The organism is Microcoleus sp. AS-A8, assembly GCA_039962225.1.
Lineage (GTDB): Bacteria > Cyanobacteriota > Cyanobacteriia > Cyanobacteriales > Coleofasciculaceae > Allocoleopsis.
This window is the reverse complement of sequence record JAMPKV010000011.1, coordinates 111,069-133,098: the sequence shown is the minus strand read 5'-3', so window position 1 is coordinate 133,098 and position 22,030 is coordinate 111,069. Positions and strand designations below refer to the sequence as shown.

At 46.1% G+C, this 22,030-nt stretch carries 20 protein-coding genes; 6 read left to right on the top strand and 14 right to left on the bottom strand.

Features of this window, described 5'->3' with window-relative positions:
- The 3 genes from hetR to NDI48_18915 all read right to left on the bottom strand — a co-directional run bounded on the left by hetR (position 1) and on the right by NDI48_18915 (position 3,907).
- Positions 1 to 900 (bottom strand): heterocyst differentiation master regulator HetR, encoded by a 900-nt coding sequence (gene hetR / locus NDI48_18925; protein MEP0833247.1) that lies wholly within the window; start codon positions 898 to 900, stop codon positions 1 to 3.
- A 242-nt stretch (positions 901 to 1,142) separates the two neighbouring features.
- The gene (locus NDI48_18920) at positions 1,143 to 1,370 is read right to left on the bottom strand and encodes a hypothetical protein (GenBank protein ID MEP0833246.1); all 228 of its coding nucleotides are present in this window, start codon (positions 1,368 to 1,370) and stop codon (positions 1,143 to 1,145) included.
- Positions 1,371 to 2,023: 653 nt separating this feature from the next.
- Positions 2,024 to 3,907 carry an FAD-dependent oxidoreductase gene (locus NDI48_18915; GenBank protein ID MEP0833245.1) on the bottom strand — a complete coding sequence of 628 codons (1,884 nt, stop codon included), beginning with the start codon at positions 3,905 to 3,907 and terminating at the stop codon, positions 2,024 to 2,026.
- A 97-nt stretch (positions 3,908 to 4,004) separates the two neighbouring features.
- Here NDI48_18915 and NDI48_18910 point away from each other — a divergent pair, with 97 nt between their 5' ends.
- Both NDI48_18910 and NDI48_18905 read left to right on the top strand, forming a co-directional pair.
- A complete protein-coding gene (locus NDI48_18910; GenBank protein MEP0833244.1) occupies positions 4,005 to 6,167 on the top strand; it encodes a CHAT domain-containing tetratricopeptide repeat protein in 2,163 nt (720 codons plus the stop codon).
- Positions 6,168 to 6,390: 223 nt separating this feature from the next.
- Complete coding sequence (locus tag NDI48_18905) at positions 6,391 to 6,762, top strand: hypothetical protein (GenBank protein ID MEP0833243.1); 372 nt, start codon at positions 6,391 to 6,393, stop codon at positions 6,760 to 6,762.
- A 68-nt stretch (positions 6,763 to 6,830) separates the two neighbouring features.
- Here NDI48_18905 and crcB read toward each other — a convergent pair whose 3' ends face one another.
- The 4 genes from crcB to NDI48_18885 all read right to left on the bottom strand — a co-directional run bounded on the left by crcB (position 6,831) and on the right by NDI48_18885 (position 10,586).
- Positions 6,831 to 7,298, bottom strand: a complete 468-nt coding sequence (gene crcB / locus NDI48_18900) for a fluoride efflux transporter CrcB (GenBank protein MEP0833242.1) — start codon at positions 7,296 to 7,298, stop codon at positions 6,831 to 6,833.
- 70 nt (positions 7,299 to 7,368) lie between these two features.
- Positions 7,369 to 9,030, bottom strand: coding sequence for a hypothetical protein (locus NDI48_18895; GenBank protein MEP0833241.1), 1,662 nt, complete (start codon positions 9,028 to 9,030; stop codon positions 7,369 to 7,371).
- 47 nt (positions 9,031 to 9,077) lie between these two features.
- Positions 9,078 to 9,794 carry a ribonuclease PH gene (gene rph, locus NDI48_18890; GenBank protein MEP0833240.1) on the bottom strand — a complete coding sequence of 239 codons (717 nt, stop codon included), beginning with the start codon at positions 9,792 to 9,794 and terminating at the stop codon, positions 9,078 to 9,080.
- A gap of 189 nt (positions 9,795 to 9,983) precedes the next feature.
- Positions 9,984 to 10,586: an adenylate kinase gene (locus tag NDI48_18885; protein MEP0833239.1), complete on the bottom strand. Its 603-nt coding sequence runs from the start codon at positions 10,584 to 10,586 to the stop codon at positions 9,984 to 9,986.
- 275 nt (positions 10,587 to 10,861) lie between these two features.
- Between NDI48_18885 and NDI48_18880 the strand changes: the two genes are divergently transcribed.
- The 3 genes from NDI48_18880 to thyX all read left to right on the top strand — a co-directional run bounded on the left by NDI48_18880 (position 10,862) and on the right by thyX (position 12,784).
- Complete coding sequence (locus NDI48_18880; GenBank protein MEP0833238.1) at positions 10,862 to 11,398, top strand: P-loop NTPase family protein; 537 nt, start codon at positions 10,862 to 10,864, stop codon at positions 11,396 to 11,398.
- 10 nt (positions 11,399 to 11,408) lie between these two features.
- Positions 11,409 to 11,990 carry a dCTP deaminase gene (gene dcd, locus NDI48_18875; GenBank protein ID MEP0833237.1) on the top strand — a complete coding sequence of 194 codons (582 nt, stop codon included), beginning with the start codon at positions 11,409 to 11,411 and terminating at the stop codon, positions 11,988 to 11,990.
- A gap of 71 nt (positions 11,991 to 12,061) precedes the next feature.
- Complete coding sequence (gene thyX / locus NDI48_18870) at positions 12,062 to 12,784, top strand: FAD-dependent thymidylate synthase (GenBank protein MEP0833236.1); 723 nt, start codon at positions 12,062 to 12,064, stop codon at positions 12,782 to 12,784.
- 76 nt (positions 12,785 to 12,860) lie between these two features.
- On the opposite strand, the gene NDI48_18865 is transcribed toward thyX, so the two are convergent.
- From NDI48_18865 to NDI48_18850, 4 genes are all read right to left on the bottom strand, one after another.
- Positions 12,861 to 13,520, bottom strand: a complete 660-nt coding sequence (locus tag NDI48_18865) for a fasciclin domain-containing protein (protein MEP0833235.1) — start codon at positions 13,518 to 13,520, stop codon at positions 12,861 to 12,863.
- A 104-nt stretch (positions 13,521 to 13,624) separates the two neighbouring features.
- Complete coding sequence (locus tag NDI48_18860; protein ID MEP0833234.1) at positions 13,625 to 14,899, bottom strand: HAMP domain-containing histidine kinase; 1,275 nt, start codon at positions 14,897 to 14,899, stop codon at positions 13,625 to 13,627.
- A 57-nt stretch (positions 14,900 to 14,956) separates the two neighbouring features.
- The gene (locus tag NDI48_18855) at positions 14,957 to 15,634 is read right to left on the bottom strand and encodes a response regulator transcription factor (GenBank protein MEP0833233.1); all 678 of its coding nucleotides are present in this window, start codon (positions 15,632 to 15,634) and stop codon (positions 14,957 to 14,959) included.
- Positions 15,635 to 15,802: 168 nt separating this feature from the next.
- Entirely contained in the window at positions 15,803 to 16,099 is a 297-nt protein-coding gene (locus NDI48_18850; protein MEP0833232.1) for a hypothetical protein, read from the bottom strand.
- A gap of 337 nt (positions 16,100 to 16,436) precedes the next feature.
- On the opposite strand from NDI48_18850, the gene NDI48_18845 reads away from it, so the two are divergent.
- Entirely contained in the window at positions 16,437 to 18,815 is a 2,379-nt protein-coding gene (locus NDI48_18845) for a tetratricopeptide repeat protein (protein MEP0833231.1), read from the top strand.
- Here the strand turns inward: NDI48_18845 and NDI48_18840 are convergent.
- From NDI48_18840 to NDI48_18830, 3 genes are all read right to left on the bottom strand, one after another.
- Positions 18,787 to 20,334, bottom strand: a complete 1,548-nt coding sequence (locus NDI48_18840) for an NAD(P)/FAD-dependent oxidoreductase (GenBank protein ID MEP0833230.1) — start codon at positions 20,332 to 20,334, stop codon at positions 18,787 to 18,789. The two genes, NDI48_18845 and NDI48_18840, sit on opposite strands and share 29 nt — an antisense overlap.
- A 121-nt stretch (positions 20,335 to 20,455) precedes the next feature.
- Positions 20,456 to 21,532, bottom strand: coding sequence for a threonine-phosphate decarboxylase CobD (cobD, locus tag NDI48_18835; GenBank protein ID MEP0833229.1), 1,077 nt, complete (start codon positions 21,530 to 21,532; stop codon positions 20,456 to 20,458).
- A 28-nt stretch (positions 21,533 to 21,560) separates the two neighbouring features.
- Entirely contained in the window at positions 21,561 to 21,845 is a 285-nt protein-coding gene (locus NDI48_18830) for an HU family DNA-binding protein (GenBank protein ID MEP0833228.1), read from the bottom strand.
- Positions 21,846 to 22,030: the final 185 nt, after the last annotated feature.

Here is a 22,030-nt window from a genome sequence, read left to right as displayed (position 1 = left end):
CTAGTCCACTTTCGGGCCAAAAACCATCTGTAGCACCATTGGCTCACCATCGGCACGGTGATGCCTATCGGCCCAAGCGCGAATCACTTCATCAAGTTCTTGCATCGCTTGGTTCAGGTTCTCTGGCGGAATATCTAATTCTTCCAACACTCGCATCACTTTCGGCTGACGCTCTGCCCAATCTCTCATTAATCGGAAGTACCGCGCCGTATCCTCGACCATGGTGTAGGTGCGTTCTTTGCCATCGGCTGGCGAATAAGACGCACCGGTCAAGGCGTAGTACGGTAATCCCCAAGGGCAATCAATGCGCGTGACTGTACCGGAGTACAGCAAACGGCGCTTGATGTGTTCCGCCATCGCTTCACTTAAAGGCACACGCCGCTCTTTTTCAAATTCTTCCTGAGAGCGACTGTGCAGAAATTCAATCAACTCCAAAAACTGAAGGGAGTTGATCACCTGAGCATCTGGCAGGTTATCCGGCAGTTTTTCCGAAATGTATCGCTTTTCTTCAGCGTTGAGACTGGTACCAGAGATGCGCGATCGCCCTGGTTGCCAGGGATAGTGTTCCATCCAGACGTAGGGAAATTGAATCAGATAACGAGGTTCCTGAGAACCCAGCATCTTCAACAGCTTCCCTTCTGATAAGGCTTGCCGGACTTCCTCAACAATCACTTTGACCCGTTTTGGCTCAATGTGGTGCAAATGACCCGTCATCCGGGTATTTTCACCCTGCTCCAAATAGGTCATGTAGATCGCGCATTTAGCAGCGGTTGCAGCGGCGTCTAGAAAAGCCCCGTGTCGGTGTCCGCTGGTTCTCATCGCGCTGAAAGCCAGATATAGCATAATCTGATCCATGGCGCTGGGGCTAAGGCTTTTGATCAGATCGACTTGGTTCATCATCTTAGGGGCGGTCATATCGCATGGATAAAAAATTTTTGTTCCTGAGTGATTTGTCTCACCATTTCACCTGAGCAGTGAGTTCAACTCACGACTGTAGAACATGCGCTTACTCAAAGCACCCTAATGTTATGTTAAAAGCTAATTTCTCTCTAATTATAGAAAACTCAAGAGAAATCGGGTAAGTAGAAGAATTTCTTCACCATCAGAGGAAATCTGCGGGATGAAGCTCTTGTGTGGAAACTTTATAATAACCGAAGAATCTCAGTTTCCTGTAATTGGTAGAAGCTCCGGCGTTTGCTACCAGGCTCAGGACGTGGGTTCCCGTGAGTTTGGGTTTGAGCGGCTAGCAGTTGAGTCGCATGAGCCGATTCTAAGAGAGCCGTTGAACCGGAGGCCATCAGCCAAGAATCAAGAGATAGTGAAACTGTTAAAAAACTTAACAAAAAAATGAACAAAGAGGAACTACGCATAGGGCAAGCCCGTATCAGAGTGTCTACTCACTGATACGGGCTTAAGACTATAGGGTCAGGAAAAACTCCCGTTGAGGCGTGTGGCGGCTGTTGGCTTGCCTCTAGGGTGGTGAGCGATTGGGGTCCCTTGGTGATTTAGGGCTACATCAAACGACTGACAAAAGCTGGAGAACGGCATTCCTCCCACACTTAACACTGCGCGTGTAAGCCAGGAATCCTGCCGCATATTGTTGAAGATCGAGAATATTTTTGCTAAATTTTAGGCTGGTGGGATAATAAAGACTAAAGTGTCTCGATTTGCCGCCAAGACAAGCTGCTAGAATCTTTGCGTGGCTACCCGACAGTAACATGACGCAAAACTCCAGCATCTAGTCTCAACGGTTTGCTGTTGGCATCATTTTTCCCAAAACCAGCCGGATGCCATTTAAACATTAGCGCCCACTCCCGCGATGGGGAGACTTGTCGTTGTATTTTTGGGTGTCAACTGAGATGAGTTGATTGGAAATACAGGTGTAAATGCTCATAGCAGATGTCCGTATCGGGATTTCTACTACCTGATACGGGGTTCCTACGAGGGCGTCAGGAAAAACTTTCGTGGCAATTTATTGGATATTTAGGGAATTGGTGGTACAATTCGGTGTTTTACGTAGGTATTACACGGACTCCATCTTTTCCACAACTAACCAGCCACCTGAATGATTAAGACGCCCCCAAACCGTGAGCCGTTGCTGGTCTGTACAAGCCTGAAGTTGCTCATCAACCTCTGGTTCTAGCGTAATTAGCATCCAAGTCTGACCCGTGTGAACCCCTGGCTCAGTCAGAGTCAGGCTGTATTCCTGCTGTTCACGGCGTTGGAAATAGCCAGTAAAGGTTGAAGATTTTAGTGGCTCTTTCCGACTGGTAATATTCAACCTTTCACCCCTCAACTTTTGAACACTGACATTCCCCGTTGCCGGATAGTCTTCTGGGTGATCCAGGTAGTAGCGCTGCCAATACAGCCAGTCTGGATGGTTAGCTGGCAAATTGAACAGAGGAATTATCGCCGCAGGAGCAACAGAGTCTTGTAATAAGGCTTCTTGGAGACACCTGACGGGTAAATCTCTCGGCTGACATCCCCGTTCAATGCACAATGATGCTGCCATCCCTGCGGCTTGTCCCAGGTTCATCACGACGGGTTGTAACCGGGTTGCTCCATTGGCAATGTGAGATACGGAAATATTTTTATCACAAGCTAAAAGACCATCTGTTGCTATAGGGATTAATGACCCATAGGGAATCGTAAACGGTGTGCCCGTCCAGCGTCCTCCCCAACGGAGCGATTTTGGTTTTAAGGAGAAATTGACACCGGGGTAATGGTGGTCATTGGGGTAGTTTCCCACAGCGATGGAAGTGATTGCGCTACCCGCAGCGCCAGAGGCGATTGCCCCAAGGGGGCAGCGCGAAGCGATCGCACTGCCTGTTTCATCGAGTGGTAAAGCTGCCACTCGCCCCCCAGCAACGGGTAAAATATCTTGTTCCCGCACTGTAACTAGTCCCTGGAGGCGTCGACTTTCGCGGTAGTAGGGATGTAGCGCATAAGCCCCCCCGCCCAAGGCAGCGTCGGGAAAGATGCTGTCAGCTAAGCCATAACGATGCCCTAGTTGAGTTTGAATAAAATGGGCAAAACCCTGTGTGTGCCAAAGGGCTTCCTGTAGAAATTGCTGTCGCTGTTCTGGAAATTCAACTAAACGCCCCACACCTTCACCATAATCATTGCCATGTAGGGGCCAGTTGATCATAAATAAATCCCCAGGTAAACGCCCGTAATTCATAAACACCTCTGCACCGTAGTTATCCCAAGCACCTGCAAACAGCTCAGGAGTGTAATGAGGTGGGAGGGGAATTTCTGGGGCAACCTCGGCAGTTCCAAAATCTTTGAGGATAACCACCCAAGTTGGAGCCTGCACTGGATATCGCTGAGTTAACTCATTAGGAGAGATGGGGGCACTAGGTTCTCCAAACTGCGATAGCGAAGCGCTGCCGCCTTGGGCAGATCGCAAGTCCCAACCCCAGCGATGGGGCACTTGTGCCAATGCCAACAAGTCTCCCAGTTCCGTTCCGTCCAGGGTAATCTTGGCGTGGACGGTGAAATCGGCGAAGCGAACACCTGTAATGCAGTTACCTTGTTGCAAAACTTCTAAAGGGATTTGTCTGGCAATCCATTTCAGGTTAGGGAGTTGCTGCACCCAATCAGCGAATATCTTGGCTCCAATGCGGGGATCGTAAGAAAACATACTCACCCAACTATTATCTAACCCCCCTGTCTGCCGATGCCGCAGTTCTTGCAGGAAGGCACCCCAAAGGCCGGTTTGGAAGGCGGCTAGCTCATTCCCATCGGGTGCTGCAACGCCCGCAGAAGTGAGCATTCCCCCTAACCAAGAGAACTCACTCACGAGGATGGTTCGGACGCCTCTACGTGCCGCTTGGATGGCAGCCGCAGTACCACCCGTACCACCCCCGACCACTAAAACATCAGTTGTCAATGTTGGATTAACCATTGAAAGCACCAAGCCTTGTCAAGTATCTAAATTCAACACTCGTTCCGATATTGTGAAGGGAAAGCAAAAGTCAGGTTCTCGATCAAAAACTCTACCCATGCATCTTCGCCGTCTCAGCCTTATCAGCGCCACCCTGTTCCTCTCCTGGAGTTCTGCTTTACAAATGGGGGACTTAACTTTAGGAATCTCTGGTATATCTGCACAAGCACAAATAACTCCAGACCAACAACAATTAGCCAACCAGGTGACACAGTTAAGCCTGATGCTTAATCGGCAGTTTAAAAGGGGTCAGTTTCGGTCGGCGTTAGAGACGCTTCAGCGCATCTTAGCGATCGCCAGAAAAAAGGGTTGGAGTCAACTCGAAGGAGAAGCTCTGAATAGAATTGGGCTAGTTTACGATAGTCTGGGACAGTATGCCCAAGCTTTGAAATACTACGAGCAAGCCTTAGTCATTAACCAAAAAGTGCGTAACAAGGCAGGGGAAGGAGTAGCTTTCAACAACATTGGAACAGTTTACCTCCGACTGGGACAGTATCCTCAAGCCTTAAAGTACTACGAACAAGCTTTATTTATTGCCAAAGAAAAGAACAACACGGTGACGCAAGGGATAATTCTCCATAACTTTGGGACAACTTACCGCCAACTAGGACAGTTTCCCCAAGCGTTAAAGTTACTGGAGCAAGCTTGGAGCATTTTCAAAACGGAAGACGACAAGAGGGGACAAAGAGCCACTCTCAACCAAATTGGGTTAATTTACTACCATCAGGGGCAGTATGCCCAAGCTTTGAAGTACCACGAGCAAGCCTTGGCTATTTGCCAACAAGTGCAGGACAAAATAGGGGAAGGGCAGACATTCAGCAGAATGGGAGCTGTTTACAACACTTTGGGTCAATATGCCGATGCAGAAAAAGCCCTACTTGCTGCGATTGAGATTTGGGAGTTTTTGCGATTCAGATTAACTGACGCTGATAATATCTCATTCTTTGACACTAATATCGACAACTACCAACAACTGCAACAGGCTTTGGTTGCCCAGGGTAAAACTGATTCTGCTCTAGAAGTTGCCGAACGGGGGAGAGCAAGAGCATTTATAGATTTATTAGCACAGCGACAATCTAACAATCCCAAGACTCGACCCACGATCAAATCTCTAACAATCAAAGAAATCCAGCAAATTGCAGGGGTTCAGAATGCCACACTCGTTGAGTATTCACTGATGGCGAATCAGATACTCTACATATGGGTAATCAATCCTACAGGTGATGTGGCATTTAAGCAGGTTGATCTTAAATCTTTGAATACATCATTAAAAGACCTGGTTACTAACAGCCGTGATTCTATCGGTGTCAGAGGACGTGGCCTGGGTGTACAACCAACAAACAATACAGCAACTCAAAGCGAAAAATTACAGCAACTCCACAAACTGCTAATCGAACCCATCACTCAATCCTTGCCCACTGATCCCAATGCCCACGTCATTTTTATTCCTCAAGGCGAGCTGTTCCTTGTTCCCTTCCCCGCCTTACAAGACAAAGAAGGCAAATACCTGATTGAAAAGCACACCATTTTGACCGCACCAGCCATTCAGGTGCTACAGCTAACGCAGGAAAAACGGCAAAATGTATCGGGAACCAATGTAGTGGTAGTCGGTAATCCCATGATGCCCAGCAACATCATGAACCTGTCTGGAGAACAGATAGAATTATCGCCGCTACCAGGTGCGGAACAAGAAGCTTTAGCAATTGCCCAACTGCTCAATACCACGGCGCTTACGGGTAACTCTGCTAGTGAAACAACAGTCAGGCAACAGATGACTAAAGCGAGGATTATTCATCTAGCAACTCACGGGCTACTGGATGATTTTAAGCAGTTCGGCGTACCGGGCGCGATCGCACTTGCTCCAAAAAGAGCAAATCGGCTGAATGACGGTTTGCTTACGTCCGACGAAATACTAGATATGGAACTCAACGCCGAGTTAGTAGTCTTAAGTGCATGTGATACGGGCAGAGGTAACATCACGGGCGATGGCGTGGTTGGTCTATCTCGCTCTTTTATTAGCGCGGGAGTTCCCAGTGTAATTGTGTCCCTGTGGTCAGTACCGGATGCTCCTACAGCTTTTTTGATGACTGAGTTTTATCGTCAGTGGCAGCAAAATCCTGATAAAGCCCAATCGCTGCGTCAAGCCATACTCGCGACCATGAAGCAGCACCCTAACCCTAAAGACTGGGCAGCATTTACTTTGATTGGTGATGCCAGTTGACCTTTTTGTGCGTTCGTTAATAATTGCTTGCTTTACCGCTTGGAAATTCTAGCGCAGTAATTCGGCTCTCTTTCCAACCACTAGATAAATTCCCTTTTGTCTGATAAAAACATACTTAAGGTACTCTGTACAACAAACTAAGGTAAACCTACTCTTAAGCCAACTGCATAAGCTGGCTTAAGTCAGAGATAGAAAAACGAGAAACAGCGATCACACAAAAGCAATGAGTAAGATAGTCAGGGCTACTCTGTTTACTTTAGCTATTGCATCTGTATCGTCATGCTTCTGTTCAATAGCTCAAGCTAAACCGAAAAAGACAACTGTCTGTGTTCCCGTCCAACAATTGCGAGTTGTTAGGGATGCTGCCGATCATCCCAGTGCTTACAGAGATGGTTATCGGGAAGGCCAAGAAAGCGCTCGCAAAAACGAAGCGTATAAACCTCGAACAGTAGGGGGCGAATTTGCTCGTGGCTTTGAGGAGGGTTACTATAGTCAACCCTTTACCGGTCAGCAATACGAAGTGCCTGAACGCTTAGAGGCTTACACCGTTCAACACTGCAATCGGGTCAACATTGAAGAAAATGAGAAGAAATAGATGTTGCAACCCTTAGAGTTAAAGGCGTGGTCGACACACAAAAATGAGATGAGGATGAAATGCAGTAGTCATTTTCCGAAGTGGGCGAGGATGATGCCGAACTGAACACTGATAACTCCGAGTATGGCACTACCAACCCAGTAAAAACTGAAAGCAGAAAAATTGCGCTCACGCAGTAAAGTAAGACTTTCTAACCCATAAGTTGAGAACGTCGTGTAAGCGCCCAAAAAGCCAGTTGTGACCATTAAACGAATTTCTGGAGGAATTATTGCTACGTGTTCTAAAGCCAAGGTGACGAAGAACCCCATGGCAAAGCAGCCAGTAAGATTAATGAAAAAGGTGCCATAGGGAAACGCTGTGCCAAAGCGTTGGGCAAACCATAAGGTGAGATAGTAACGCGAGAGAGCACCTGCGATCGCGCCTAAACTAATGGCTATGGGAGTACGAACAGATGGCTGTTGTAGTACATTTGGAGCTAAAAATGGCGCTGTAGTTAAGAGTTGCAGGCTGCGATTAATGAAATGTTTCAGAGCCATTAATTTTTTCTAAGATTGAAGTAGTTATGGACGAAGTCTTAGTAGAGTAATAAATTTAGTTAAAGTCAGATTACTGACAGCGTTTAATAATGGATAAAGGTACGCTTAGGCGTGTCACCTGATGAACGACTGGACAATCCGGTAACTTACTTTGAGCATCCCACCGAGGCCACGCTAAATAGTAATAGGGTTTGGGTGTTTCTGCTGCTGTTGATTCGTTGTACCCCATCACTTTCACACTTGGCTGAGCAAATAATTGAGCCGAGTAGATAAAACCACCGACTAAAACAGTGGAGCCAGGTTTAGCATTTTCGTTAATCCACTCCATGCCTTCACGTAAACTCAAGCCCCAGTATTCAGTATCGTAGCGATCGCGAACTTTTTCCAAACCACCCGATAGGCGATTCACATAAATATATTGATAAGGATGTAGGGCCACCATATCAAACGCGATTGCCGCATAAACTACGGTGATGAACGTAGCTGCCATAATCTTAAAACTTGGCTGAGATAGCTTTTGATAAATCCAAATAAAAGCTGTTGCCGAAATCACTGCAATTCCTGGCAATGTAAATAAAAAATGCCGCATTCCATCATACATAGGAGAATGCTTAACAATGGCAAGTAACGGCATGAATAAAATTTGGAATAAGACTAATAGGGCGCAGGCTATTTGAAGATTGGATAATTGGGAATATCTAGCGATTATCAAACTGATTCCGACCACAAAACCGAGCTGAAAAATCAAAGGGATGGACATGAACATCCAAGTCGGTAAGTAATTCCAAGGAAGCTTTTGGATGGGGATAAACTTCCCATCAAATAAGACTTGGATTTGGAGCCGATGTTGGGACAAATAGCCAATCATTTCCAAAAATCCACTAATGGGATTCGACCAAAAGGCTGGATAGCAAATTGTGTTAACAACAAACCAAGTGATACATAACAGTAAATAAAACCAGCCAAAATTAATAATTTTTCTTTGGTTGAATCCTTGGCTAATTTGAAGGATTAGATAGGTAGCTAAAATAAATAATAAAACCAGAAATCCGCCAATCCGTATCCCAGAGAGCAGACCGATTAAGGCACCATATAAAACAGTGTATAAAGTGGCTTTATTTTTACCCACTCTGAGCGGGTTTGGAGTCGTTAGATAATAATTAATTAAGTAAGCCCCCGCCAGAGTCGTCAGCGTAAACAAAGCTGCAAAAGGAGGGTCTTTGGGATTGAAAAAACTATGACCCCAAAATAGGGGGAAAAACACTAAGGTTAATGCTCCAAACCAGGCATACTCTGCACCACATAGAATTCCCACCAATCCGGCTACCGCCCCATAGGTAATTAGGGAAACTAAAAACGTCATATAATGCTTGAATCTGGCTCGTTCAGCTAAAGCTTTGAGCCTTGACTGCTCACTATCAAGCTCTTTTCCATAGTCAAGGGGATTATAGGAGAAGCCTTTAACCAAGAATTGCTGAATTTGAAAAGCTATCTCTGAGGTGACATTAAAGACGGGGCCAAAATACTTTAAATCGCCCGGAATCGGCGTACCTTTCGTGATGAGTTCTAGGTTCCTCCTCACCATCGCTATTTCTGTTCCCTCATCGGCAGAAATTCCATAATGATGAACAGTGGGAAAGCCAATGAGGGCAATTACAAGAATTACAGCAATGACTTTTAAGTAAGCTGTTTTAAAAGCCGCTCTCACTGTCTGGGGAAGACTATTAATCATAAATTTCTCAAGGTAGAAGCCCCAATTTTAATCCTTGAGGGCAATAACTAGGGTAAGGATTGATTCTGAGCAATTAGCAGTTCTTTAATTCCCTTTTCTGCGAAGTCTAGAAGTTGATTGAGTTGATGGCGACTAAAGGTGCCGGCTTCTGCTGTCCCTTGTGCCTCAATAATACCCAGCTTGTCGTTCATCACGACATTAAAGTCTACTTCAGCCGCGACATCTTCAAGGTAGTTGAGGTCTAAAAATGGTTCTCCCTCCAAGAGTCCTACAGAAACCGCAGCCACTTGATTACACAGTGGCGATCGCTCCAGTACTCCTTTTTTGATTAACTTATCCAAGGCATCAGCGAGGGCAACATATCCACCGGTGATCGAAGTTGTACGAGTACCCGCATCAGCCTGGAGCACATCCGCATCCACTATCAGGGTACGTTCTCCTAAAACTTTCATATCCAGACATGCTCTTAGACTGCGTCCAATCAGCCGCTGAATTTCCTGAGTGCGCCCCGAAAGCTTGAGAAACTCCCGTTCTTGACGTTTGGGGGTGGCTCCTGGGAGCATTCTATACTCAGCCGTTAGCCAGCCGCTTCCCGTACCGTCCAAAAACTTGGGTACTCCATCTTGCAGCGTCACAGTACAGAGTACCTGAGTGTTTCCGCACCGGGTTAAGACGGAACTGAGGGCAAAGCGAGTAAAGTCTCGCTCAAAGCTAATGGGACGTAACTCGTCGGGTTGCCGATTGTCAGGACGCTGCCAAGGCATGATTATTCTCCGGTTTGTGTTGAGGTTTGGAAAGGTTGAAGGTTGTTCGCGTAGCGTTCCCCGAAGGGGTAGGTTGAAGGTTAAAGGTTGATGGATTCAAAGCAGTCTTGTAATCTACAAATTTTTAACCTGTAAGTTGTTAAGCTGCTAACATTCAACCTTAATGAACCTGCACCCCTTTCCTAGCCTTTAAATTTGGAGTTTTTGCAAAATCTCCTGCTCTACCTGCTCTGGCAATTGGTCTCCGTTGATGGTCAACAGCCGCTTGCGATACCCATAGTATTCTAGGATGGGAAGGGTTCGTTCATAGAATAAATTGAGGCGGCGCTGTACAATTTCAGGCTGATCGTCTGGGCGCGAATTTTTTACTGAGGTATTCACCTTGGGATGACTGGTAAGCGTGTGCGATCGCTCCAGGCAGCGATTCATCATCACAGATTGGGGCACCTCTAGGTAAATCGCCCAGTCTAACTGTTGCTCTAACTCATCCAATAAAAAATCCAACTCCTCTGCCTGAAAGGCGGTACGGGGATAGCCTTCTAGCAACCAGCCTTTACCCTTAGCGTCGTCTTGCAAGAGACGATTTCGCATAAATTCAATCACGATGGGATCAGGGACGAGTTCTCCTTTGTCCACATACACTTGCGCCTGACGCCCCAGTTCGCTTTGGGATGCGATCGCCCGTCGCAAAATATCACTGGTGGAAATCTCAGAGATAGCCAGTTGGCGGCACAACTTTCGAGCCTGTGTTCCCTTTCCTGCTCCTGGACCTCCCAGAATCACCAGTCTCACAATAAAAAGCTCCTACTTCGCTATTCTTAAAAATTCTATAGATAATTCATTTTGCACAACTTCCCACACTAGGCGTGTATTCAAGCTTACGCCAGCTATTCTCCCACCATTCCCAGGTTCATGAAAGCGCTACAATTGGAATCTTGACGGACTCACAGATGTGGTGTTTGACTAGGTAGTCTACCCTAAAAATACACTACATCTTGCTCACGGCATCGGCTCTTTAAGTACGCTCTGATGAGCTATGGAGATTCGTTGCCCCTTAAGTGTTGACTATGGTTTCCCAGTTAGAAGCGACCACCATTGATTCTCCTTGTCCCCTTCCCTATCACATTGAGGGACTGGTGCAAGTGTTTACCGCCTCCCACCGCAGCTTTTTTACCAATGTTATCGCCCAAGCCCTAAGAATTGCGGGTCAGGGTACCCCCGTTCTGGTAATTCAGTTCCTCAAAGGCGGAATTGGGCAAGGGTATGAGCACCCTGTGCGTTTAGGACAGCACCTCGATTGGATTCGTTGCGATCTTCCCCGCTACATTGACACACCGGAGTTGGACGAGTCAGAGCATTGCGCTTTGAAGCAGTTATGGCAGTACACTCAGAGCGTAGTATTGGCAGGAAAATACTCTTTAGTCGTTCTTGATGAACTTAGCTTAGCCATCAACTTTGGCTTAATTCCCCAAGATGAGGTGCTAGCGTTTCTCAAAAAACGCCCCAGTCACGTTGATATTATTTTAACGGGGCCACAAATGCCCAAAGCGATTCTCGATGTCGCTGACCAAATCACAGAAATTCGCCGCAGTCAACACCTTTAAATCAATAGTTATGATTAAGAACGATACCTGGATTACCGAGATGGCAACTCAGGGAATGATTACTCCGTTTGAACCCAGCATCGTTCGCCGTGTAGAAGGACTGCCAGTGCTTTCTTACGGGACGAGTAGCTATGGTTATGATGTCAGATTATCGCCCGTTGAGTTTCGAGTGTTTCGACACATTCCCGGTACAGTTGTTGACCCCAAACACTTCAATCCGGAAAATTTAGAACCCGTTCAGCTACACACCGATGCTAACGGGAGTTACTTTATTTTACCCGCTCATTCGTATGGGCTTGGGGTAGCTTTAGAACATCTAGCCGTTCCTGAAGATATAACGGTTCTTTGTATCGGTAAAAGTAGTTATGCTCGTGTCGGTTTAATTGCGAACTTAACTCCAGCAGAAGCAGGATGGCGCGGTCATTTGACCTTAGAATTTTCCAATTCTTCGAGTGCTGATTGTCGAATTTATGCCAATGAAGGTGTAGTTCAACTGCTCTTTCTCTCAGGAGAACCTTGTTCTGTCAGTTATGAGAAGCGGCGCGGTAAGTATCAAGACCAGCCCGAACAAGTTGTCTTTTCTAAAGTTTAAATTAACAGCCGGATAGGTACTGTTCGTTACATTTATTGTTTGAAAGTATCCATATAAGGTTCAGGGGCAATATGGAAAAATTTTGTATTGATGTGATTTCGGCAACGCCAAATCCCCAACAAGTGGTTTGGGCAGCAATGCATCAGGATTATTCAGAACAGTATGTCTGGGATAGCCACGAAAAATGGCCTGATGAGTCACGTTGTGGGGAACTGATTGTTAAGCATCTACTAGCGGGGGAAAGGGGACACTATGGCCCCATAGAACATCCACAAATTACTTTTAATGTTGGCTATTTTCCCCACTCAATGATGCAACAAGTTCGTACTCATCGTGTTGGTGTCAGTTTTGATGTACAGTCATTTCGTTATACAGGTGAGAGAATTATTCATGTTGCCGAAGGCAAGCAAAATGTAGAAGAAGTTTTCTACCTCCGCCCTGTTGGTAATTACACGAATCGTCAAGGAAAGCGTTATTTTTATTCGGAAGAACAACGCACTGAAGACTTGAAATGGTGCCTAGAAGCATGTCAGCACTACAAGAAACGAATTGAGGAAGGGTTATCAGAAGAACACGCTAGAGGCTTAATTCCTTTCGATGCTAGACAGCATTTTGTCCTCAGTTGCAACATGCGATCGCTCATGCATCTTCTCGACCTGAGATGGAAAAAAGATGCCCAACTTGAAGCTCAAAAATTTTGTGAACTGCTGTTTGTTCATTTTGAAAAATGGGCACCCTATGTGGCGCTATGGTATAAAGAAAACCGTGCCCAAAGAGCTAAATTATCTCCTTAATCAGGAAAAATACAAAAAAGCCCAGTCGTGTGACTGGGCGGCTGGAACTGTTTGCTCTACTCAGGAAAATCGGAACTTAATTCTGAGTCACGGGTTTAGGTGTTGTTTCTGATTGAGACTGAGTTTCTTGGGGTAAAATCACTGTGTCGATCGCATGAATGACACCGTTACTGGCTTGAATGTCGGCTTGCGTTACTTTGGCATTGTTGATAGTAACAGTACCGTCTTTATCCCGTTGGATTGCTACGGGTGTCCCCGCTAAAGTATCAACATTTCCCGACTGGATCTGGCTGCTCGTGACGGCACCCGATACCACATGGGACTTGAGCAGTTGCACCAATATTTCTTGATTTTCGGGTTTTAGCAGTTGTTCCAATATCCCTGGCGGTAGCGCCGCAAAGGCTTCATCGGTAGGGGCAAAAATGGTGTATGGCCCCTCTCCTGCTAAAGTTTCGGCTAAATCCGCTGCCTTAATGGCTTTAGCGAGTGTCTGGAAGTTTTCACTGCTCGCTGCTTTTTCTACCACGTTACTGCTGGCTGGTGCAGTCTCAACAGAAGAATTAGGCTGTACTGTTTCTGGAACAACTGGCTGGGGTGTAGCAGGAACGTCTTGTTCGATGGATGACGGAGTACCATTTAATGTATCTTGACCGGGTTTCTTCTCGGCGAGTACCGGCAGTGTAATCAAGCAACTTAATCCAAGAAGACCCAATAGTAACTGAGTTCGAGTTTTCATTTCGGTAATCTATCCCCTATGGCTAGGCTTAAGAATAATCTCTAAAAGTAAAAAACTAGATAAGGTACAGGAGATTTCCCCAAAAGTACCGATTGAGGATCGAATTAGTTGCACAAAGGTAGACGTACCTGAAAGCAACTACCCACCCCAACCTGGCTGCTGACGCTGATTTTCCCCCCATGACGATGAGCAATGGTTTGGGCGATCGCCAGTCCTAAACCCGTACCCCCCACTCGGTGCGATCGCGCTTTGTCAGCACGCCAGAAGCGATCGAAAACAAACGCGAGTTGTTCGCGATCAATGCCAATACCCGTATCCTGAACATTGACAAGGGCAAAACGACTGTGTTTAGCCAGAGTCAGCACCACTCGACCTTCAGGAAGCGTATATTGGAAGGCATTCTCTAACAAGTTGGAAATTAAACGAGTTAGTTGAGCTTCATCCCCCATCACAGACGCGATCGCAAGACTGTGATACTTAAACGTAATCTCCTTCTCTTGAGCAAAGGATTCAAACAATTCCACCAAATTCTGCAACACGAGATTGAGAGAAATCGGTTTCCATTCACAAGCGGGAGTTGCAACATCGGCTTCGGTTCGAGCCAAAAAGAGTAAGTCTTGGGCTAAATGGCTCATCTGAGTCGTCGCGCTGGCAATCGAAGCTAACTTTTTGGCATCCTTGGGATGAATTCGCTCCGGGTGATTCCGCATCACCTCAACCGATGCCTGGATAACGCTCAATGGGCCGCGTAGCTCATGAGAAGCATCTGCCGTAAACTGTTGAAGCTGCTTAAAACTTTTCTCAATGGGAGCGATCGCATTTTGAGTCAGCCAGAGTCCACCCATCGCCACGAACCCCAGCGTCATCATTCCTCCCATCCCCATTCCCCACAACAGTTGCTGTTGAATGGAGTCTACATCCTCCGTAGATTGGCTGGCTCGAATATAGCCTTCTAGAAATGGATGGTTTCGGTTCGAGCCATCTTTGAAGATGGAAATGGTAAACGTCCGAATTTGATGTGGTTTTTGCCTCCGCGTTAGAGTCTGGGAACCGACTTTGGGCGGAACCTGTAATTCCAAAACTCCTCGACTGGCGAGTAGTTTTCCCTCCGCATTGAACCATTCCAGACTTTGTTTATCTCGATTGAAAATATCACGCCAAGGGACTTCATCCACGCGCTCAAGATGTTGACTTCCTTTAACTTTCACGGGTACAAGCGAGGGAGCTGCCGATTGAGCTAAAGTCAACAGTTTTTTGTCCAGTTGACGGTAAAGATTGCGGCTCAAAAAAACATATACTCCTGCACCGAAGACGCTTAAAATTGCCGCCATGACCATCAGTTGAGACAATAAAAGACGCCAGCGCAGACCTTGAAACATCAGGTTCTACCTATTTTTTTTCATGCTACATCTCTCCCGCTCCCCCAGTCGTATTTCTCAGGATGTCTGCTTGAGGCGATAACCCAAACCATAGACTGTCTCAATTAAATCGTTCGGAGCTCCTGCCGATTCCAGCTTTTGCCGTAAACCACGAATGTGAGCCTTGACGGTTGCTTCTTCCGGTAATCGCTCAAATGACCAAAGATGTTCGAGAATTTGAGCACGGCTGAACACGCGGCGACGGTTACGCAGAAAAAACTCCAACAGAGAATACTCCTTAGGCGAAAGCGGCACTGGACGATCTTCATAAAAGACTTCACAGGTACTCGGATCAAGGCGTAAACTGTCCCACTCTAATACAGGTGGTAAGGTTGAACTCCCCCGGCGCAGTAAAGCTCGAATGCGAGCCGACAACTCCTGCAAATTAAAGGGTTTAACCAGATAATCATCCGCTCCCGCATCGAGTCCCATCACCTTGTCAGTAATCGTGTCTCTGGCTGTCAGCATCAAAATTGGAACGGCACAACCTTGAGAACGCAGTTGCTGACATAGGGTTATCCCATCGAGTTTGGGCAGCATCACATCCAGCAAAATCAAATCATAGGTAAAACTATTGACGAGTTCCCAACCAAGTTGTCCATCAGCCGCAACCTCGATCGCATAATGCTGGTCGGTGAGGTCTTCTGCAATAACATCAGTAAGGCGCTCATCATCCTCTACCAGTAAAATCCTCATGGTTCGTAGAAGTACCTACACAGCTACTTTAGCGAGTGTCCCCTCTATATGGATAAACGAGAATGCTCTCTGAATCCCTGAGTTCAAGCAATGGAATAAAAGTACAGCTAACCGCCAGAAGAATATCTTGGAATTCTCCTGGCAATTCTCGGCATTTATTGAATTGAATTAACTTGCACCCGGTGATGGTGTAGCCTCGGATTCGCTAGGTGTTTGCAAATCATTAGTGCTACCTGGCGAGGCTGAATCCTTCGATGTACTGGGAGACTCTAAACCTCCAGCGCCACCCGGTGCAGGCATACTATCCGTGCCTTGTGTTCCACTCGGCGCTTCTGTGCCACTCGTGCCGTTGGGTGTGGCACCCGGCTGTGTTTCTCCTGAAGGAGTATTTCCTTGATCAGCACAGGCTCCTACAAATAATGTCAGTCCCAACACCAACGAGAAAGCGGCAAACTTCCGTCTCACAACGATACCTCCTAAAATTTTAAAAATCTTCTACATGCAAAGTAGACACCTAACCCTTTTAGGGAGTAATGCATTCCTGAGTTGAGCTAATTCTCGTCACATCTATGTGATCCATCAGTCTTTTGGACTCTTCCCTAGACGTTAATCCCAAAAAGTAAAAAACTCGGTAAAAAATAGAAATATCTCCGATAAAAATTGAGTTGAGAAATTGAGAATTAAAGATTGAAGAATAAAATTTTTTCATCCTCCTTTGGGCATAGTTGTTCATAGCCGTTATCTTCACTTCTTGGGAGGAATCCCGTGATAATTTTTGATTTAACGATGAGAATGTGAATGAATGAGTAATATCTCTGAAACCATCATCAGCGCCTTCCAGTTTTACCAGACGGGTAACTTATCTCACGCTGAATGGATCTGCCAACAAATTCTTCAGCAGCAGCCTAATTCTACTGAAGCGTTGGATCTGCTCGGTAGGATTGCTCACCAAGCCGGCAAGCTGGAAGAAGCGATCGCCTATTATCAAAAGTTAATCGCGCTCCTGCCAGACTATGCCGAAGCTTACTATAACCGGGGTTCAGTTCTACACTCCTTAGGTCAACTCGTAGATGCGATCGCTGACTACCAACAGGCGATCCGACTCCAGCCAGATTATACGGAAGCTCATTACAACCTGGGCTATGCTTTCCAAGAGCAAGGTAATCTGTCTGCTGCCATTGAGCACTATCAACAGGCGATCGCTCTCAATCCTAACAATGCTGAGGCTCACGCTAACTTAGCTCATATTCTGCAACATCAGGGTCAAATTGAGGCCGCTATTACTCATTATCAGCAAGCGATCGCGATTAAGCCAGATGTTCCAGAAATTTTCTACAACCTAGGCGATCTATTGAGGCAGCAAAACCAACTGGATGCTGCCATGATTCAATATCAATGGGCTATCGCTCTCAACCCTAATTATATAGATGCCCATCTTCAGTTAGGTGCATCTCTACAGGCTTTAGGTAAGTATGAAGAAGCGATTGTCTGCTATCAGCAGGCTCTGAATTTAGAGCCAAAATTCCTCGATACTTACCTTAAACTAGGCTGGGCGCTCATGCACCTGAGTCGCTTTGAGGAAGCTACAGATTGTTTCCACCAGGCTTTAATTCTGAATTCCGAGCATCCGGAAGTCTACCAAAAACTGGCATTAGCTTTAGCAAGTCAGAATCAAATGGAAGAAGCCATAACTTACTTCCAAAAAGCCTTACAGCTAAACCCCAATTTTGTTGAAGCCTATTGGCAGAGCCACCTCCTTTTACCTATCCTTTATGATACTCAGGAACAGATTCAAAACTGGCGTCAGCGCTTCTGTCTGGGACTCAATCACTTAATTCAACAAAGTGACTTTAATACGGCTGAAGGAATCAGGCAGACTTTGGCTGGCTTAACCGCAACTGCCACTACCTTCTTGTTAAGTTATCAGGGTTTTAATGATCGAGGAATACAACGAAAGTATGGAACGTTAGTTCATCGGCTGATGGCAGCTATCTACCCTCAATGGACGATACCTTTGCCCATGCCTCAGCTCAGTAATGAAGGAAAGATTCGCGTCGGGTATCTCTCCGCTTATTTCAGAACACATACTGTAGCGTCTTTAACTTTAGGTTGGCTCAAAAACTGTGACAAACAAAAATTTGAAATTTATAGTTACTATATTGGCTTTAAAGCCGATTTAACGACTGAAGAATTTAACTATTGCAGTGATAGATTTTATCATATTTATGGTAATTTAGATGGTCTTTGTAAGCAGGTAATGGCGGATAAGCTACATATCCTGGTTTTCACAGACATTGGCATGGATTCACTAACAGCTTACATCGCAGGATTACGTCTTGCACCCCTGCAATGTATGACTTGGGGACATCCGGTTACTTCGGGATTACCAACCATTGATTACTTTTTGTCGAGTGATTTGATGGAACCTCAAAATGCTCAATCTCACTATTGTGAAAAATTAGTTCGTTTACCTAATATCGGCATTTGTTATCAAAAGCCTGATGTTATTGATGTTTATAAACTGACCAAAACTCGTTCAGAATTAAATTTGCGTGAGGATAATGTTATTTATCTTTGTTGTCAATCTTTATTTAAATATCTGCCCCAATTTGATGCCATCTTAGCTCAAATTGCTCAACGTGTCCCTCAAGCTCAATTTGTTTTCATTTCTCATCCTGTTGCTGCTATTACTACCCAATTTAGATCGCGTCTCAGTCGTGCTTTTGCTACCTTAAAATTGAACTATGAAAACTATTGTGTGATTCTACCCCGACTGGAACGAATTGATTACTTCAATCTCAATTTAGTTTCCAATATTTTCCTGGATACCTTCTCTTGGTCAGGGGGAAATACAACCCTGGAAGCGATTGCTTGTGGTTTACCTATCGTCACTTGTCCGGGAGAATTGATGCGTAGTCGTCACTCCTATGGAATTTTAAAAATGATGGGAATCACAGAAACAATTACTCACGATGAGATTGAGTATGTTAATATTGCTGTACGCTTAGGCGTCGATACGAACTGGCGACAGGAAATTGTGCAAAAAATCCATGAACGCCATCATTTGTTATACGATGACAAAACTTGTGTTACTGCATTAGAAGATTTCTATCAAAGGGTAGTTTTATCGCAGCTTGACAAAAGTGAGAGCGCTAAGAAGACCAGTAGCGACGCAGGTTGAAAAACCCTTCTAAAAAGTTTTGTAGGGTAGAGTTTTGTTTGAGGCGTTGTTGTTGCCACTCCAGAGCTGTTTTATGAAAAATTTCTGACAACGTTGGGGAAATATGAGGGAAGTCGGTATGTAGTGAAGTTAGACCGAATGGACTGGATTTTATCTTAATTTTCTGCCGAATTGCTAGCGCGATCGCACCAATTAACTCACTCGCCTCTGAACCAACAATTGATGCACCTAAAATTTCCCCGCTCTGACGCCCAATAATTTTACAAAAACCAGTCGTTTGCCCTAATATCTGTGCTTTATCCAGCGTTTTAAAATATTGCCGCACCACAAAGACATCCTTACCATAGCGCCGTCTGGCTTGCGCTTCCGTCAAACCCACTCGTGCTAATTGAGGGTCACACAAAATTGCCCAAGGAATTGAGCGATAATCGACTTTAAATAAGGGCGCAAATAAAGCATTGTTCAGAGCAATGCTAGCTTCATATTGGGCAATATGGGTGAATTGATAACCCCCAGCCACATCCCCACAAGCATAGATGCGAGGATTGGTGGTTTGTAGTTTCTCGTTCAGCTTCAGCCCTTGTTGAGTGTATTTAACTCCAACACCTTCTAAATTTAAGGCTTCGACATTCGGCTGCTGACCCGTAGCCAGCAAAATTTTATCCGCTTCAATGGCGTGATTTCCGGCTTGAACCCAGATTTTATCGTCAATACGCCTCACCTGGGTTACTGGACTCTCGGTGAGAACGCGAATCCCTTCAGCCTCTAATTGAGCTTGCACGAGGTGAGACGCCTCTGGGTCTTCTTTGGGCAAAATTTGAGAGGTACTGGTGACTAGAGTAACCTCACAGTTGAGCCGCGCTAAAGTCTGAGCAAGTTCAGTACCCATAGGAGTACCACCGATGATTAACCAGTTTCCCTGCAACAGTCGGGTTGAAGGTTGAAGGTTGTTTTCTAAACTTTCAATCTGTAACTTGCCAACCTGCAACTTTTCTTGCCAGATATCTGCTGGGGTGAAATAGCTAATCGTCTGCAACCCATCGATATCGGGAATCTCCGAGCGAGAACCCGTAGCAATGAGATAGGCACGCGCTCGAAGGCGGCGATTGTTGACGACAAAGCCAAGGTGAGGGCGTCGGCAAAATTCCCCAGTACCAGTAATTACATCAACGCCTAAAGAGCCTAAGATAGCAGGAGAATTCTGTTGGGAGCAGGTATCCACGACTGAGTGCGCCCACTGCATCGCCTCAGCCAATTGAATCGATGGAACTTGCTGTTGTTCGGTTGAATCAGTTGTTGAACAATGGATACCCCATTGTGGGGCGTCACGTAGCTGTTGGAGGACATGCCCAACCTGAGCTAACGCCTGAGTGTAGATAACTCCATCATCTAGACTTTTGGTCGGTCGCAACTGAGGCTCTATGAGGGCAACGCGAGCATTTAAACGAGCGGCAGCAACGGCGGCATAACCACCAACAGGGCTGCCACCAATGACGATGAGGTCGTATTCGACGGTCATTCGATTTTAAATATTCGATGGTTGATTGCTAATGTTTCATTGTGATAAGCCATCGGGCTATGTTCAACGAAATTCACAAGGAAAGGAGTTCAGAATTACATTTCTTCTGTAACTCCTGTGTTTAAAGGATAGCCTCTAGACCCTCTAGTAAGCGTTGGTTTTCCGCCTGGGTGCGAACGGCAACTCGGAAAAAGCGATCGCCTAATTCCGGAAAGCTCAGGCAGTCGCGGATTAAAATTCGGCTGTGCTTGAGCAGTTTTAAGAGTACCTGTGAACTGGGTTGTTCAGATTGCACCAGTAAAAAGTTAGCGGCGCTGGGATAGGGTTGCAACCCTGGTAACAACGCTAAACCCTGAAATAGTTGCGATCGCGCTTTGGGTAGCCAGTCCCAAGTTTGCTGTTGAAATTGAGTATCGGTTACTACAGCCGTCGCGGCGGCCGCAGCTAGGATATTTACAGGCCAAGGGTCGCGCCACTCCTGCCAGCGCCGCAGTCGGTCAGGGTGAGCGATACAATAGCCCAGCCGTAATCCAGGGAGGCTGTAAAACTTGGTGAGCGATCGCAAAATCACCAAATTGGGATAGTCCTGCACCACAGAGATCAGACTTTGCTGCTGGTTGGAAGGCAGAAAGTCCATAAAGGCTTCATCCACCACAACCAGAGCAAATTGCGAAACCAGAGGCAGGATTGCCTCTCGATTAAATAACTGCCCACTGGGATTGTGCGGGTTATTCAGCAGCAGACCATAACGATTTTGAATTTCGGGTTTTAGAGTTTGGATGGGTAATGGTCGCTCTAAAATCTTGCCACTCAAATCGATTGGGTATTTCCTGACCTTGGCCCCAAATGCCTCAAGGGCGCGTTGATAGTCGCGGAAGGCTGGAGTGAGTAGGTAAGTCTCCTCCAGCTCAGATAGTTCCCTCGCGGCCCAAGTCAACAGCTCCGCTGAGCCGTTACCGGGAAGAATCCAGTCAGGCGTCAGAGTCGGATGAAACTGACTCAGAGACGCCCGCAGTTGAGCGTAATCAGGGTCAGGATAAGCGGTTAAGTCTGTTAGGGCTTGCTCAATCGCCGCGATCGCGCTTTTTGGCGGTCCCAGTGGGTTAATACTCGCCGAAAAATCAAGAATCAAAGAAGGGGAACAGCCTGCCAGTGCCGCTGCCCAGGCTAAATTTCCCCCGTGAGTCGGTCGTCTCAAGGATACGTTCCGTTTATGTCATCAGCCGTTACTTATCACTGGGTGCAACTTTTTCCTTGAACAGTTTCCCAGCCGAAAACGCAGGAACTTTAGTTGCCGGGATTTCCATTTTATCCCCGGTTTTTGGATTGCGACCCTCACGGGCTTTGCGCTCCCGGGACTCGAAAGAACCAAAGCCTACCAAAGTAACTTTGTCACCTTCGGAAACGGCTTCCATAATCGCTTCTAGTGCCGCAGAGAGGACTGCATCGGCTTGCTTTTTGGTCACTTTTGCGTTTTCCGCTACTTTATCAACTAATTCACCTTTGTTCATTCGGATTCTCCTTGTGTATTTGCATCACAGGTCAACTATTACGCTAAATCTCAGCTTCAAGATCTAGATAGGTGACCCTAATTGCGGGGCTTTTCAACTCGAAATCGCTGCAACTCCCGCAGGCTCGAAGTTTCACTGCATTATTCTAAGGTCTCTACCGCAGATATGGATCGGTGAAAGCTTTA